15 protein-coding genes are annotated in these 15,172 nt (G+C 73.6%); 8 read left to right on the top strand and 7 right to left on the bottom strand.

Going from position 1 to position 15,172, the window contains the following annotated elements:
* The first annotated feature begins 27 nt into the window (after window positions 1-27).
* Window positions 28-747 carry a DUF4191 domain-containing protein gene (locus tag AFE02nite_RS01890; protein ID WP_034246923.1) on the top strand — a complete coding sequence of 240 codons (720 nt, stop codon included), beginning with the start codon at window positions 28-30 and terminating at the stop codon, window positions 745-747.
* Window positions 748-751: 4 nt separating this feature from the next.
* Entirely contained in the window at window positions 752-1,411 is a 660-nt protein-coding gene (locus AFE02nite_RS01885; protein WP_186814446.1) for a class I SAM-dependent methyltransferase, read from the top strand.
* Here AFE02nite_RS01885 and AFE02nite_RS01880 read toward each other — a convergent pair.
* Complete coding sequence (locus AFE02nite_RS01880) at window positions 1,408-1,869, bottom strand: RDD family protein (RefSeq protein ID WP_034246919.1); 462 nt, start codon at window positions 1,867-1,869, stop codon at window positions 1,408-1,410. The two genes, AFE02nite_RS01885 and AFE02nite_RS01880, sit on opposite strands and share 4 nt — an antisense overlap.
* Window positions 1,870-2,092: 223 nt before the next feature.
* On the opposite strand from AFE02nite_RS01880, the gene glnA reads away from it, so the two are divergent.
* Complete coding sequence (glnA, locus tag AFE02nite_RS01875) at window positions 2,093-3,517, top strand: type I glutamate--ammonia ligase (protein ID WP_034246929.1); 1,425 nt, start codon at window positions 2,093-2,095, stop codon at window positions 3,515-3,517.
* Window positions 3,518-3,626: 109 nt separating this feature from the next.
* Here glnA and AFE02nite_RS01870 read toward each other — a convergent pair whose 3' ends face one another.
* The 3 genes from AFE02nite_RS01870 to AFE02nite_RS01860 all read right to left on the bottom strand — a co-directional run bounded on the left by AFE02nite_RS01870 (window position 3,627) and on the right by AFE02nite_RS01860 (window position 6,350).
* The gene (locus AFE02nite_RS01870; RefSeq protein WP_034246918.1) at window positions 3,627-4,412 is read right to left on the bottom strand and encodes a hypothetical protein; all 786 of its coding nucleotides are present in this window, start codon (window positions 4,410-4,412) and stop codon (window positions 3,627-3,629) included.
* A gap of 175 nt (window positions 4,413-4,587) precedes the next feature.
* A complete protein-coding gene (locus AFE02nite_RS01865) occupies window positions 4,588-5,199 on the bottom strand; it encodes a polysaccharide deacetylase family protein (RefSeq protein WP_034246916.1) in 612 nt (203 codons plus the stop codon).
* Window positions 5,196-6,350: an endo-1,4-beta-xylanase gene (locus AFE02nite_RS01860; RefSeq protein ID WP_261765367.1), complete on the bottom strand. Its 1,155-nt coding sequence runs from the start codon at window positions 6,348-6,350 to the stop codon at window positions 5,196-5,198. The genes AFE02nite_RS01865 and AFE02nite_RS01860 overlap by 4 nt, the downstream gene beginning before the upstream one ends.
* Window positions 6,351-6,496: 146 nt before the next feature.
* Here AFE02nite_RS01860 and AFE02nite_RS01855 point away from each other — a divergent pair, with 146 nt between their 5' ends.
* Window positions 6,497-8,002, top strand: coding sequence for a SpoIIE family protein phosphatase (locus tag AFE02nite_RS01855; protein ID WP_052113917.1), 1,506 nt, complete (start codon window positions 6,497-6,499; stop codon window positions 8,000-8,002).
* 11 nt (window positions 8,003-8,013) lie between these two features.
* Here AFE02nite_RS01855 and AFE02nite_RS17245 read toward each other — a convergent pair whose 3' ends face one another.
* Window positions 8,014-9,501: an outer membrane protein assembly factor BamB family protein gene (locus AFE02nite_RS17245; RefSeq protein ID WP_034247843.1), complete on the bottom strand. Its 1,488-nt coding sequence runs from the start codon at window positions 9,499-9,501 to the stop codon at window positions 8,014-8,016.
* A 207-nt stretch (window positions 9,502-9,708) separates the two neighbouring features.
* On the opposite strand from AFE02nite_RS17245, the gene AFE02nite_RS01845 reads away from it, so the two are divergent.
* Window positions 9,709-10,716 (top strand): hypothetical protein, encoded by a 1,008-nt coding sequence (locus AFE02nite_RS01845; protein ID WP_146818975.1) that lies wholly within the window; start codon window positions 9,709-9,711, stop codon window positions 10,714-10,716.
* Window positions 10,717-10,783: 67 nt separating this feature from the next.
* Here AFE02nite_RS01845 and AFE02nite_RS01840 read toward each other — a convergent pair whose 3' ends face one another.
* A complete protein-coding gene (locus AFE02nite_RS01840; protein WP_034247841.1) occupies window positions 10,784-11,809 on the bottom strand; it encodes a PHP domain-containing protein in 1,026 nt (341 codons plus the stop codon).
* A 23-nt stretch (window positions 11,810-11,832) separates the two neighbouring features.
* The gene (gene ku, locus AFE02nite_RS01835) at window positions 11,833-12,780 is read right to left on the bottom strand and encodes a non-homologous end joining protein Ku (protein WP_034247840.1); all 948 of its coding nucleotides are present in this window, start codon (window positions 12,778-12,780) and stop codon (window positions 11,833-11,835) included.
* Between the two features lie 92 nt (window positions 12,781-12,872).
* Here ku and AFE02nite_RS01830 point away from each other — a divergent pair, with 92 nt between their 5' ends.
* From AFE02nite_RS01830 to AFE02nite_RS01820, 3 genes are read left to right on the top strand one after another with little or no spacing between them, the layout of a single operon-like run.
* A complete protein-coding gene (locus AFE02nite_RS01830) occupies window positions 12,873-13,826 on the top strand; it encodes an ATP-dependent DNA ligase (RefSeq protein ID WP_146818974.1) in 954 nt (317 codons plus the stop codon).
* Window positions 13,823-14,704, top strand: coding sequence for a non-homologous end-joining DNA ligase (ligD, locus tag AFE02nite_RS01825; RefSeq protein WP_146818973.1), 882 nt, complete (start codon window positions 13,823-13,825; stop codon window positions 14,702-14,704). The genes AFE02nite_RS01830 and ligD overlap by 4 nt, the downstream gene beginning before the upstream one ends.
* 53 nt (window positions 14,705-14,757) lie before the next feature.
* Window positions 14,758-15,168: a CoA-binding protein gene (locus AFE02nite_RS01820; protein WP_034248931.1), complete on the top strand. Its 411-nt coding sequence runs from the start codon at window positions 14,758-14,760 to the stop codon at window positions 15,166-15,168.
* The last annotated feature ends 4 nt before the right edge of the window (window positions 15,169-15,172 follow it).

Genomic DNA, 15,172 nt, shown 5'->3' with positions numbered 1-15,172 from the left:
CCCGCCATGGCAACTAGACTCCCGGCCATGGCCCGATCGACCGATGCCTCACCGAAGGCACCCAAGGCACCCAAGGTGAAGAAGCAGCGCTGGTACGCCACGCTCTGGCAGGCGTACCGCATGACGGCCGAGGTCGACCCCTCCATCACGTGGTGGCTGGTCGGCATCTTCGTCGTCGTGATGGGTGCCGCGACCGGCGTCGGCATCGGCACCGGGCGGCTGTGGTACTTCCTCGTCATCGGGGTCCCGGTCGCGCTCATCGGGATGATGTTCCTGCTGGCCCGGCGCGCGGAGGCGGCCGGCTACAAGCGCATCGAGGGGCAGCCGGGGGCCAGCCTCTCGGCCGTGCGGACCGTGCGCGGCTGGGACTTCCCGGACGACCCGGTGGACATGAACCCGAAGACCCTGGACATCGTGTTCCGGGGCTCCGGTCGCGGCGGCGTCGTGCTCGTCTCCGAGGGGCCGTCGCACCGCGTCACCCGCATGCTCGACGACCAGCGCAAGCGCGTCACCCGGGTCCTGCCGAACGTGCCCGTCACCGTCATCCAGTGCGGCGACGAGAAGGACCAGGTGCCGCTGCGCAACCTGGCCAAGCGCATCCGCAAGATCCGGCCGACGCTCGACAAGCGGGCCACCGACGAGGTGGCGAAGCGGCTGCACGCCCTCGGCGGCGCCCGGCTGCCCGTGCCCAAGGGCGTCGACCCGTACCGTGCGCGTCCGGACCGCAAGGGGATGCGCGGGCGCTGAGCCGGTGCCTGCCCACCGAGTGCCTGCCGTCGACGCGGAGGCCGTCCGCCGGACCTTCCGCACGGCCGAGTGCTGGAACCACAACACCCACTACCACCGGTTCCTGCCCCGCTGGGCGCCGCCCCCGTGGGGGCGCGTGCTCGACGTCGGCTGCGGCGAGGGGCTGCTGACCCGGCGGGTCGCACCGTTCGCGCACGAGGTCGTGGGCGTGGACGCGGACGCGGGCGCCGTCGCGCTCGCCCGTGACCTGGCACCCGCGCTGACCTACGTCCACGGCGACGCGCTCACGGCCGACCTGGGCGGACCGTTCGACCTGGTGACGTGCTTCATGGTGCTGCACCACATGGACCTCGACGCCGGGCTACGGCGGCTCCGCGAGCTCGTCGCCCCCGGCGGCGCGCTCGTCGTCGTCGGTGGCGCCCAGCCCTCGGGCCCCCTCGACTACTGGTGGATCCTGCTCGGAACCCTCGCGAACTGGCCCGCCCGCCTCGTCCGCGGGCACTGGGAGCCCAGCGTCCCGCTCCGGGAGTCCCACGAGACCTACGGGCGCATCTGGCGGGAGTCGGCCCGGCTCCTGCCGGGCGTCCGGTTCCGCCACCACCTGTACTGGCGCTACTCGCTCGTGTGGCGGGCACCGGCCGATGGTGAGGCCGTCGCCCGCTAGCGACGGACGATCGCCGTCCCGGCCAGGACGTCGTGCAGGCCGCGGCCGTCCCGGCCCCAGACCACCGCGGGGATCACCAGCACCAGCAACGCGCTGCGCACGAGGCCGGCCACCAGCCCTGGCGCACGGCCGTCCCGCAGCCGGATCACCCGCAGCCCCGCCAGCCGGTGGCCGATGGTGTGCCCGAGCAGGCCCACGAGCACGGCGCTGGAGATGCCGAAGACCGCCAGGGTCGCCATGCGGTCACCGGCGAGGATGCCCCGTGCAGCGCCGTCCTCGGGGAAGAGCAGGCCGCTCACGGCGAGACTGAGGAACCAGTCCACCAGCAGCGCCACGAAGCGGCGCGGCAGGCGCGCGAGCGAGCCGGGCCCGTCAGCAGGCAGGCCGAGGCCCGACTCCTCCGCCGGGTCCGTCGGCGGCCCCTCGAGCCACGAGCCCAGGTCCTCACGTCTCGCCACGGCGCAAGGCTACCCGCCGCCTGCCGTGCACCCCCCGGAAGACCCGGCGCCGGCCGGGCAGGAGGTAACCCAGCGGAAACACGAGGTACATGGTCGGGAAATCGCGGTCCCCTAGCCTCGGTGCAGGCGCCGCGCCCGGGAGCACGATGGGACCCGGAGCGGTCCGACCACGATGGGCGGCCTGACGGCGACCATCGACCACGAGAGCGAGGAGAAGCCGCGGATGTTCAGTTCCGCCGATGAGGTCATCGCCTTCATCAAGAAGGAGGACGTCAAGTTCGTCGACGTCCGGTTCTGCGACCTGCCGGGTGTGATGCAGCACTTCAACGTGCCCGCTCAGACGGTCGACGCGACCTTCTTCACCGAGGGCCAGATGTTCGACGGCTCGTCGATCCGTGGCTTCCAGGCCATCCACGAGTCGGACATGAAGCTCCTGGCCGACATCGGCACGGCCTACCTCGACCCGTTCCGGACCGAGAAGACCCTCAACATCACGATGTCGATCGTCGACCCGTACACCGACGAGCCGTACACCCGCGACCCGCGGCAGATCGCCGCCAAGGCCGAGGCGTACCTGAAGTCGACGGGGATCGCGGACACCGCGTTCTTCGCCCCCGAGGCGGAGTTCTACATCTTCGACGACATCCGGTTCTTCACGAGCCAGTCCGAGAGCTACTACCACATCGACTCCATCGAGGCCGCGTGGAACACCGGCCGCAAGGAGGAGGGCGGCAACCTCGGCCACAAGACCCCGTACAAGGGCGGGTACTTCCCCGTCCCGCCGGTCGACCACTTCGCCGACCTGCGCGACGAGATCTGCCTCGAGCTCGACAAGGCCGGCCTCAAGGTCGAGCGCTCGCACCACGAGGTCGGCACCGCCGGCCAGGCGGAGATCAACTACCGCTTCGACACGCTCGCGAAGTCGGCCGACAAGGTCATGCTCTTCAAGTACATCGTGAAGAACGTCGTGCACCGCAACGGCCGGACGGTGACCTTCATGCCGAAGCCCCTGTTCGGCGACAACGGCTCGGGCATGCACTGCCACCAGTCGCTGTGGAAGAACGGCGAGCCGCTGTTCTACGACGAGAAGGGCTACGGCGGGCTGTCCGACGTCGCGCGCTGGTACATCGGCGGCCTGCTCAAGCACGCGCCCGCGCTGCTGGCGTTCACCAACCCGACCGTGAACAGCTTCCACCGCCTGGTCCCCGGGTTCGAGGCCCCGGTCAACCTGGTGTACTCGGCGCGCAACCGCTCCGCGTGCGTCCGGATCCCGGTCACGGGCTCCAACCCGAAGGCGAAGCGGATCGAGTTCCGGGTGCCGGACCCGTCGTCGAACCCGTACCTGGCGTTCGCCGCGATGCTCATGGCCGGCCTGGACGGCATCAAGAACAAGATCGAGCCGCCGGAGCCGGTCGACAAGGACCTGTACGAGCTGCCGCCCGAGGAGCACGCGGCCATCGCCCAGCTCCCTGCGTCGCTCGAGGAGGCGCTCGACGCGCTCGAGGCCGACCACGACTTCCTCACCGAGGGCGGCGTCTTCACGCCGGACCTCATCGAGACGTGGGTCGACTACAAGCGCACGCACGAGATCGACCCGATCCGTCAGCGGCCGCACCCGCACGAGTTCGAGCTGTACTACGACGTCTGACCTGCAGGTCACGTCAGGGCGGGCCCGGTCGAGCGCGGCCCGCTGACCTGCACATGACGAAGCCCCGGCTCCTCCGTGAGAGGAACCGGGGCTTCGTCGCGTGGGCCGCTCAGATGCAGGTGAAGACCGCCTGCGTGGGCTCGACGCTCTCCGGCGAGAGCCAGAAGGCGCTGTAGTCGAGACCGATGAGCAGGTGCGTCGCGACGGCACCGTCGGCGCCGTCGGGCAGGGAGACCGTCCCCACGCCCTCGGTGAGGGTGAGGACGTCCGTCGGGAGGTCGGAGATGGTGCCCGTGGTCGCCACCGGCGAGCCGCCGAGCGTCAGCACGACGTACCACTGCTCCTGGTCCTGCTCCGGCTGGTAGCCCGGGGCGTGGAACGGGTCCGTGGACGTCAGGGTGACCGCGTAGTCACCCGGGAGCAGCGACGTCGACGTGGCGGCCGACTCGACGAGCCCCGTCACGTTGAAGAACCCGAGGCGGACGTCGGGCCAGGTCACCACCACGGAGGAGCCTGCGACGCACTCGGGGTCCGGCTCCTCGCCGGGCAGGCACTCGGTGTGGCTCAGGACGAGCTTGCCCTCCGCGATCGTGTCGGAGGCTCCCAGCAGCGTGTCTCCGGACGGCGTGACGACGTCGTAGTGCCGCACGCGGTTCAGCACGCTCGAGGCGTCGACCACGACGGCGCCGGCGCCGTCGAAGGTGGCGGTGAGCGTGCCGGCGGTGGCGTTGCCCGGCGCCACCTGGTTGTGCACGAAGTGCCACAGCACCTGACCGTCGCAGTCCACGGCGGTGTTGAGGTGCGGCGTGTGGAGCGTGACCGCGGCGGCGCCCGCGGCGGTCAGCGGGACGAGCAGAAGGCTCGCCGCGAGGGCGAGCGACAGGCGTGACCTCATGGGGACTCCTCGAATGACGCGGCGCGAGGGGGAATGCCACGGGGGTGTCACGCGTCGCTCGGAGTCCCAGGCTGACATCGGACATGCCGTCCCACAAGGGTTGACACGGCAGTTACCGGACTAATTCACCCGGAGACCGCCGCGTGGCCCCCCGGAGAGCGCCGGCGCGCCGCGATCAGCGGCCCGACGGCAGCCGGGCCGGCAGGGACGCCGTCCAGCCGTCGGCCAGCAGGTGCGGGAGCACGCGCTGGACAGCCGTCACGGTCGACGACCGGTCGCCGCCCCCGTCGTGCAGCAGCACGACGCCGCCGGGCTCGAGCCCGTCTCGAATCCGCCCGACGAGCGTGTCCGCGGGAGGTGCCAGCCAGTCCTCGACCGCGAGCTGCCACCCGAGCGGAGTCATGCCGAGCTCGGTGGCCACTGCCTCGGACGCGCCCCAGCTGCCGAACGGCGCCCGGAAGTACGGCACGGGCGCACCCGTGGCGTCCTCGATGATCGCCGTCGCCTCCACGAGGTCGGCACGGACGCGGTCCGCGGGCCAGTCGCCCATGTCGTCGTGCCGCAGCGAGTGGTTGCCCAGCAGGTGACCGGCCGCCACCACGCGCGCCGCGACGTCCGGGTGGGCGCGCACCACCTCCCCCACCAGGCAGAACACGGCCGTGACGGCGTGCCCAGCGAGGACGTCGAGCAGCCGGTCCGTGTCGGGCGGGTTGGGCCCGTCGTCGAAGGTGAGGCAGAACTGACGCTCCCCCGCCACGGTGGACGCGGGTGCTGACGTGACGATCATCGGCTCTCCTCCAGCGCTGCAGCCACCGCGTCGTACGCGGGCTTGGGCACATAGTCCTCGGTCAGCACGGTCGCCGCGCCGAGACCCTCGAACCACGAGGGGACCCAGGAGTAGCGGTCGGTGAACCCCCAGAGCGTGATCGAGTCGCAGCCCGCGACGGCCAGGCAGCCCGCGACCAGGTTCGCGTAGTACTCGCCCTGCAGGGCCAGCTGCTCCGGCGTGGCCCGCCCGTCCTCGAGCACCATGCGGACGTCCGCCTCCGTCACCGCCGTGGCGAGGCCGAGGTCGGCGAAGCGCTGCAGGTTCGCCGCCAGGCCCTCGCCCGGCGGGTCGCGCTCGAGGACCAGGTGCCCCTGCACGCCGAAGCCGTGCACGGGTACGCCCTGGGCCAGGAGGTCCGTCGCGAGCGCGAGGTAGGCGTCGGACTTCGCGTTCACCACCTCGGCGTCGTAGTCGTTGAGGAACAGCAGCGCGTCCGGGTCGGCCTCGTGCGCCCATCGGAAGGCGTCCGCGATCACGCCGGGCCCCAGCTCGCGCAGCCAGATGTTCTCCTGCGTCCGCAGCCGGCCGCGCTCGTCGATGATCTCGTTCGCGACGTCCCACTGCGCGACCCGGCCCGCGTACCGGCCGACCACCGTCGTGACGTGCTCGTGCAGGATCTCCCGGAGCTCCGCCGGCGAGTAGTCGCCCTGCTCCAGCCACGCGGGGTTCTGGCTGTGCCACAGCAGCGTGTGGCCGCGCACGACCATCCCGTGCTCCTGCGCGAAGTCCACGACGTCGTCGGCCGCCTCGAACGTGTAGCCGTCCCGCTCCGGGTGCACGTACTCCCACTTCAGCTGGTTCTCCGGGGTCACGGAGCTGAACTCCGAGCCCACGAGCGCCCGGTACCGCTCGTCCACCTGGAACGGGTCGCGACCCGTGCCCAGGTGCCCGCCGCCGGCGGCCGCCGTCCCCACGACGACGCCGTCGGGCGCGACGTCCCGGAGCGCCCGGTGCGGCTCGTCCAGCGCCGGACGCGCGGAGGCCGTCGCACCACCCGTCTCGCCGCCGCCGCCGTCGTCGCCGCCGGCGTCGCTGCACGCCACGAGCGCGAGCGCCACGACCGCCACCAGGGCGCCGACCCGCCGACGCCGGCCGTCGGACCGTCGCACGCAGCCTCCTCGCCCCCGGTCGGTGTGGACGCCCCCGACGCGGGCTCGCCTCATGAGGCGATCATGCCCGAGTCGCTCAGGTCGCGGGGCGGGGTGCGCGACGCCCTCCCGTGGTGACGGACGCCGTCGCATGTGACAGTGACGTCATGGCCCAGGACCCCGGGGCGCGCGACGCCGACCCCACCTTCGCCGCCCTGATGCGCCTGACGTCGGTCGGCATCGCGCGCGGCGTCGGCCCTCGCCTGGTGGGCGGGAACGGGGAGCTCGGCCGCATCGTCGGTCGGAGCGCGGAGCAGGTCGGCGACGGCTTCCCCTGGCGCGACCTCGCCCCGCCGGAGCAGCCGGACCGGCTGGTCGCCGCGGTCCAGACCATCGTCGCGCGCGGCGCGGTGTCCGTGACCACCGACGTCGTCCGGCCGGACGGCACGCGGGTACCGGTCCTCGTCGTCGGCGTGACCCTCCCGGGCGACGGCCCACCCTGGCTCGCCCTCGTCGTCGACCTCAGCGACGAGCAGTGGCGGGGACGCCTGGCCGACCACGAGTCGGCGATCGTCTCGACGCTCCTGGACGACGCGCCCGTCGGGTTCGCGCTCATGGACCGCGCGCTCCGCTTCGTCCGGATCAACCGCGAGCTCGCCGCGATGAACGGCACCTCACCCGCCGAGCACGTGGGGCGGTACGTCTTCGACGTCGTGCCCGACGTGCGCGGGTCCGCCGAGGCCGCGCTGCGCGCCGTGCTGGAGACCGGCGAGCCGCTCCGCGACGTCGAGGTGGTCGGCAGCACCCCCGCGGACCCCGGCGTGGAGCACGTGTGGATCGAGTCCTTCTTCCCCGTCAGGTCGCACCCGTCGGCCGAGGTGCGGGGCATCGCGGCGATCGCCCGGGACGTCACGCGCGTGCGCGCGCTGCAGGCGGAGCTCGCGCGCGTCACCGAGCACCAGCGGACGGCGCTCGAGCAGCTGCAGCGCGCCCTCCTGCCCGACTCGCTCCCGGACCTTGCCGGCTGGAGCGTCGACGCGCGGTACCTGAGCGCCTCGGACCAGGTCCGCCTCGGCGGCGACTGGTACGACGTCATCGTCGCCGAGGACCGGGTGGTGCTCGTCGTCGGCGACGTCGTCGGGCACGGTCTGACCGCCGTCGGGATGATGGCCCAGGCCCGGGCGGCGACGCGCGCGTTCGTCTCCGAGGGCTACGGGCCCGGGGAGGTGCTGAGCCGGGTCGCGCGGCTGCTGCTCACGCCGGGCGTCAGCGGGATGGCGACGGCCGTCGTCGCGGCCCTGGACCCGGCGAGCGGGGACGTGGAGTACGCCAGCGCCGGCCACCCGTACGCCTTCGTCGGCGGCGCCGCCGGTGCGCGCCGCCTCGACGGGGCCCAGGGCCCGATGCTCGGCAGCTCGCCGCACCCCTACGCCACGGCGCGCACGACGGTCCCGCCCGGTGGCGCGCTCACGATGATCACGGACGGCCTCGTGGAGCGACGCGGGGAGTCGCTCGAGGTCGGGTTCGGCCGGCTGGCCGGGCTCCTGCGGACGGCCGACCTCACCGGCGGCGCACCTGCGCTCGTGGACGCCCTGATCCGTGGGTTCCCCGGCACGGGCCACCGCGACGACACATGCGTGCTCGCCGTCGTGCGCGACGCCGGACCGGCCTGAGGCCGAGCGGCTCAGTCGACCCAGACGAGCGTGCGGCCCATCCAGACGACCGGCGTGTCCCCGAGCATCTCCAGCCGCGGTGGTGACGGGATGAGCCCAACCTCACCGCCGCCCGGCACGGTCCCCGACCAGAGCAGCCCACCGTCCGCCAGCCGGTACACGAGCGAGGTCCACCGCCGAGCCCGCACCGCGGTCACCAGGACGGAGGAGCCGTCGCTGAGGCCCGTGATCTCGGGGTGCAGCCCGTCGACCGGTCGGGTCCAGACCCGGGCCCCGGAGAGCACCTCGTACGCCGTGACCGCGTCGCCGGCCGCGACGACGGCGAGGCCCTGCTCGCGCGCCACGACGTTGCCCCCGGCGATGGGGATCTGCCACAGGTCCGCGCCACGTCCCGGGGACATCGCGACCAGCGTGTCGCCGCCGTCACGCGTGACGAGCAGGACGTCCGGCACGGAGGCGTCCGTCGCCTCGGGTTCGGCGAGCTCCCCCACGAGCTGGCCGACGGCGCGGCCCGATCGGTCGAACCACGTCGCCTCGGGCAGCCGCATGCCCTCGACCGCGGACGACCACGCGGCGAAGCCCCACGGCGTCACGGCGATCTCGGCGCCGTCGAGGATCGTGCCCTCCTCCGTGAGCGAGGCAGTCCAGCTCCCGAGCACCCGCCCGTCGGCAGCGTCGACCACGGCGGTCGTCGCGCCGTGGAGGACGGCCAGGCCCTCGGTCACCTCGAGCCACATCGTGTGCCGCAGGCCGCGCGGCTCGGGGGGCAGCGAGACGGTCGTCGACCAGACGGTCCGCCACCCGGCCGGCGACACCCGCGAGAGCCGGATCTCGCCGTCGCCGCGCGCGGCGAGCAGCAGCTCGTCGCCCTCGACGGCCCAGCCGGCGGACGCCTCGGTCACCTCACGCTCGCTGATCACCTCGCCGGACCCGACGTCGATGCCGACGAGGGCCTGGGGGGTCAGGACCAGCTGGTCGGAGGCAGGGTCGGCGTTCCAGTGCTGGTCGCGCCAGCACCACGCGGTGGCGGCCGCGGTGGCGGCCGCGGTGGTGACGCCGGGGTGGCAGGTGTCGGCGATGCCGCCCGATCCGAGCGGCACGGACCAGAGCTCCTGACCGGTGGCCTCGTCGAGCCCGCGCACCCGGGGGTGCCTGGTGCCGGTCGACTGGACGACCACGACGCCGTCGTGCGCAGCGAGCACGTCGTCCGCGGCGGCGGCCCACACCTCCGCGAGCGGCTCCGCCAGGGCGGCGGGCCCCACCGTGGGTTCGGTCGTGCCACGCGTCGTCGCGACCGAGACGACGGCGATCGCCCCGAGGACCACGCCGGCGACGGCCCAGCGGACCAGTGCGCCGTGGGCCCGGCCGACGGGCAGGTCCGCACCGTCGGGATCAGCCGGTCGTTGGCGAGGCGTGCGGGTACGCGGCGACGGGCCGACCACCTCGTCGTCGTCGACCAGCTCCACCGGAACCATCCGGTCGTCGGGCCGCACGGCCATAGCACGACGGTACGCCCGCAGGCCGCCTCTCGCTGGGACGAGCGATGCATGATCAACACCGGCCGTGGTCCAAGCGGGTGAAAAGCCGGACATTGCCGTCCATCACGTGATCACATGATCAGTTCCCCGCATGCGGGGCAGTAGATTCCACCGGACAGCATTGTCCAGTCGCGTGCCTCCACGCGGCCGTCCCCCGCGAGGAGAGCCATGAAGCGCAGCAGACTCACCGCCGTACCGGTGGTCGCCGCCGTCGCCCTGACCCTCGGCACCGGCGTCGCGAACGCCGAGCCCGTCGACCTGAGGACGGACTACCTCACGGTCGAGGTCGGCGGCACGGTGTGGACGCCCTCGATCTACGGCGGCGACGCCTTCGAGATCGAAGAGGCGATCGTCTACGCGAACGGCAGCGAGGACCTGAGCGGAGGCCAGAACGGTGACGCGTTCGACGGCGTGCTCGCCCTCTACGTGGACGACGAGGCGTACGGGTCGGACTGTGCTGGCGGCGGTGACGGCGGCGACGGCGAGCCCTGCACCTACGTCGTCGACGTGACGGATGACGGCGACGACGTGGTGGTCACCGCACCGACCCAGGCGATGTCGGGCCTGGACGTGACCGTCCAGCACCGGTACTTCGCGGCCGGCGACCTGGCTCGGGTCCTCGCCGCGTTCCGGAACCCGGGCTCCGCGCCGATCACCGTCGAGGTGACGGTCGCCAACAACTACGGCTCGGACTCGGGCACCGTCGTCGAGGCGGACTCCTCCGGCGACGACGCGGTCACCGCCGCCGACCGCTGGATCGTCACGGGCGACGGCGGCTCGTACGACCCCGTCGTCACGACGCACTTCTTCGGCGCCGGCGCGGCACTGGCCCCGACGCACACCACGCTCGCCCTCGGCAACGAGAACGGAGGCGACGGCGACGCGACCTTCACCCTGACCGTCGCGCCGGGCGCGACGGCGTACCTGGCCTTCTTCGTCGGCGTGACGGGCTACGCGGGCAGCATGTACGACTACCCGGACATGGACTCGATCGCCGCGGCTCCGTTCCTGGAGACGTACGAGGCCGCCGTCGACGCAGCGGTGGCCGCAGCGACGGCCGGCCTCGGCAGCCGCCTGTACGCCGGGGTCCCGGCCGGCGCGTCCCTGCTGAACTGGGCGCCCACCGGCGCGCCGCCGGCCACCCCGGCCACCGGCACGCCTCGCTTCACCGGCTGAGCCGACCGAACCACACGAGCGACGAGGGCGACCGGGCACATCCCGGTCGCCCTCGTCGTCTGCCCGGTCAGCGCCGCGACGTCCAGGCGAGCAGCCGGCCGACCGGCCACGTCGTCACCACGCGGTCGTGGTCGACGCCGTGCGCAGCGAGCCGTTCGCAGCCGTCGGCGAGCCAGTCCAGCTCGCCCGGCGCATGAGCGTCGGTGTCCACGGAGAACAGGCAGCCCGCCTCGGCCGCCAGGGCGATGAGGTCGTCGGGCGGGTCCTGGCGCTCGGGCTGGCAGTTGACCTCCACGGCGACCTGGTGCCGCGCGCACGCGGCGAACACCTCGGCCGCGTCGAACTCGCTCTGGGGCCGCTCGCGGCCACGGACCTTGCGACCCGTGCAGTGGCCGAGCACGTCGGTCCACGGCTGCTCGACGGCCGCCACCATCCGCCGCGTCATCGCCGCGCGCTCCATGCGCAGCTTCGAGTGCACCGACGCGACGACGACGTCCAGGCGCCCCAACAGCTCCGGCTCCTGGTCGAGCGTGCCGTCGTCCAGGATGTCGACCTCGATGCCGCGCAGCAGCCGGAACGGCCCGAGCACCGTGTTCGCCGCGTCGATGAGGTCGAGCTGGCGGCGCAGGCGCTCGGGCGACAGGCCGTTCGCCACCGTCAGCCGGGGCGAGTGGTCCGTGATCGCCAGGTACTCGTGCCCGGCCTCCACGGCTGCGACCGCCATGTCCTCCAGCGAGGCGACGCCGTCGCTCGCCGCGGTGTGCGCGTGCAGGTCGCCGCGCACCGCTGCCCGGAGCGCCCGGCCGGCCTCCGTCTCGCCGCGGGCGTCGCCGTCGAGGTCTGCGAGCACCGCAGGCACCCCGCCGGCCAGGACGGTGGCGATCACCTCGGCGGTGCTGCCCCCGACGCCGGGCAGGTCCCGGAACCTGCCCTCGCGCGCCCGGGCCTCCCACTCGTGCGGCGGCAGCTCCCGGACCACGTCGCCGGCCCGCCGGTAGGCCTGCGAGCGGAACCTCGACTCGCCTCGGCGCTCGAGCCGCTGCGCGATCCGGTGCAGCGCGCGGACGACGTCGTGCTGGCTGGCCGTGGTCATGGGCTGAGCAGGTCCGTGCTCCGTCAGGACGCCCGACGGCGGGTCGTCTTCTTCGCGGGTGCCTTCTCGTCGGCGTCCTTCGCCGCCCGGGCACTGCGCGCGGGCTTCTCGTCACCGTCGGCGGCCTTGGCGCCGCGAGAGGCCTTCTTCGGGGCCGGCTCCTCGGCCTGCCCACCGGCGCCCCGCGCCTCGCGCGCCCGCTCCACGCTGCGCTGGAGCGCCGAGAGGAGGTCGACGACGTCGCCGCCCTCGGCCTTCTCCTCGCCGTCCGCGGACGGGACGCTCACGGTCCTGCCGGAGGTCACCTTGGCCTCGATGAGCGACTCGAGGGCCTCCTTGTACGCGTCGGAGAAGTCCGACGGGTCGAAGTCGGCGGCGAGCGACTCCACGAGCGACGCCGCCATCTGCGCCTCCTGCGGCCGCACGGTGACCTCGGTGTCGAGGATCGGGAAGTCGGCCTCGCGCACCTCGTCCGGCCACAGGAGCGTCTGGAGGCAGATCACCTTGCCGCGCACGCGCAGCACCGCCATCGTCTCCCGTTGGCGCAGGGCGACCTTCACGACGGCCATCCGGTCGGTCTGCTGCAGCGCCTCGCGCAGCAGGGCGTACGGCTTCGCGGCGGTCTTCTCCGGCTCGAGGTAGTACGTCTTGCCGAGCATGATGGGGTCCACCTGCTCGGCGGGCACGAACTCCTCGACGGCGATCTCGCGCTCGGTGGCCAGGGGCAGCTCGTCCAGGTCCTCGTCGGTCAGGACCACCATGCGACCGTCGTCGGTCTCGTAGCCCTTGGCGATGTCCTCGTAGGCGACCTCCTCACCGTCGATGCTGCAGACCTTGCGGTAGCGGATGCGCCCGCCGTCGGCCTTGTGCACCTGGTGGAGCGTCACCTGGTTCTCGCCGGTGGCCGCGTAGACCTTCACCGGCACGTTGACGAGGCCGAAGGCCACCGCGCCCTTCCAGATGGCTCGCATGCGTGTCCTCCCCGGTCGCAGGCGCGCTACCGCCCGCCGACGGCGCGAGTGCCGTCGGTGCCCCCACCAGGCAGGATGGACCCGTGCAGCCCATGCTGGCTACCCGTGCGGCGAATAAAGCCGCCCTGCCCCGTGGCGTCGAGTGGTGCTACGAGGTGAAGTGGGACGGCGTCCGGGCGCTCGCCGACACGACGACGGGCGCGGTGCGGCTGCACGCCCGCTCCGGCCGCGACATCACCCGCGCCTACCCCGAGCTGGGTGGTCTCGCCGCGCTGCCGCGGGCGGTGGTCGACGGCGAGATCGTCGTCCTCGCTGCGGGGGTACCGAGCTTCGAGGCGCTCGCCGAGCGCATGCACGTGCGCGACGGGGCGCGGGCCCGCCTGCTCGCCGCGCGCTCCCCCGTGACGTTCGTGGCCTTCGACCTCCTCGTGCTCGACGGCGTCGACCTGACCCGGCGTCCGCTCGACGAGCGCCGGGCCGCCCTCGAGGCGCTCGACTGGCCCGAGCGGACCCAGCTCTCGCCGACCTACCCGGACCTGGACCCGCTGTGGGACGTGACCCTGGAGCACGGGCTCGAGGGCGTGCTGGCGAAGCGCCGGACCTCGACGTACCAGCCGGGCCGCCGCTCGCCCGACTGGGTGAAGGCGGCGCACCGCGGAACCCGGGTGGCCGCCGTCGTCGGCTGGCGCCCTGAGGGCACGAACGAGGCGGGGCGCTCCGCCGTCGCCGGGGCCGGCCCCCTCGGGGCCGTGCTCCTCGCGGCACCCGACGCGACCGGCGCCTGGCGCTACCTCGGCAAGGCCGGCTCGGGGCTCGGCGGGCGGCGCGGCGCCGACCTCGAGCGGGCGCTGCGCGGACTGGTCCGCCCCGACGCCCCGCTCCTCGACCCGGTGCCCGCCGCCGACGCGCGGGGCGTCACCTGGGTCGAGCCGCGCGTCGGGGTGGACGTCGCCTACCTCCAGCGCACCCGGAGCGGGCGGCTGCGCCAGCCGACGGTGCGCGCGCTGCGCACGGAGGTGCCGATCGACCCCTGGGAGAGCCCATGAGCCCGTCCGGTGCCGCACAGTGGGTCGAGGTCGAGGGTCGCCGCGTCCGGCTGACCAACCTCGACCGGGTCCTGTACCCCGACGGCATGACGAAGGCCGAGGTCATCGCCTACTACACGGCCGTCGCGCCGGCCCTCCTGCGCCAGCTGCGGGACCGGCCCGTCACGCGCGTGCGATGGCCCGAAGGCGTCGGGGGCGAGCGATTCTTCGAGAAGAACGTCCCCGCCGGGGCACCCGACTGGCTGCGCCATCGGCCACTCCCCGCCAGCCCGGGCACCGACGACGAGGGCACCGTCGTCGACTCCCCGTTCCTGGACGACCTGGCCGCGCTCGTCTGGTCGGCCAACCAGAGCGCGCTCGAGCTGCACACGCCCCAGTGGCGCGTGCTGCCGGACGGGACGTTCACGAACCCCGACCGGCTCGTCGTCGATCTCGACCCGGGCCCGCCCGCGGGGCTCGACGAGTGCGCGGCGGTCGCCCGCCTCGTCGCGGCCCGCCTCGCCGAGGACGGCCTGACCACGACGGTCCCGGTCACGAGCGGCAGCAAGGGCATGCAGCTGTACGCGCCCCTGGACGGCAGCCTGACCGCCATGCAGGTCCGCGAGTACGCGCGCAACGTCGCCGAGGAGCTCGCCGCCCGCGAGCCGCTCGTCCTCGCGAACATGAAGCGCGCCCTGCGGCCGGGCAAGGTGCTGCTCGACTGGTCGCAGAACCACCCGGCCAAGACCACGGTGACCCCGTACTCGCTGCGCGGCCGGGAGCGACCCGCCGTCGCCGCTCCCCGCACCTGGGACGAGGTCGGCCCCGGCATGACGCAGCTCTCCCCCGACGAGGTGGTCCGCCGCCTGGAGTCCGACGGAGACCTCCTCGCCACCTGAGGATGGGTCCATGTCCCCGGGCACCGCGCGGACGGCCATGCTTCCCTGGTGCCATGACCTCGAACGACCCCGCCGTCATCGACCGGCTCCTCACGGTGCCGGGGCGTTGGGCCGTCGTCGGCCTCTCGACGAACGCCGAGCGCCCCGCCTACGGCGTCGCCGCCTACCTGCAGGCCCTCGGGCACACGATCGTGCCGGTGCACCCGCGGGCCGAGACCGTGCACGGCGAGCGCGGCTACGCCCGCCTGTCGGACGTCCCCGGGCCCGTCGACGTCGTCGACCTGTTCGTGAACTCCAGCCGGGTCGGACCGATCGTCGACGAGGCGATCGCGCTCGGCGCGCCCGCCGTCTGGCTCCAGCTCGACGTCGCGGACCCCGAGGCCGAGGACCGTGCCCGCGCGGCCGGGCTCGACGTCGTGATCGACACCTGCCCGAAGATCGAGGGCCGCCGACGCGGTCTGTGACCGC

Source organism: Actinotalea fermentans (assembly GCF_007991475.1).
Taxonomy (GTDB): Bacteria; Actinomycetota; Actinomycetes; order Actinomycetales; family Cellulomonadaceae; genus Actinotalea; species Actinotalea fermentans.
This window is presented reverse-complemented; position numbering and strand designations above follow the sequence as displayed.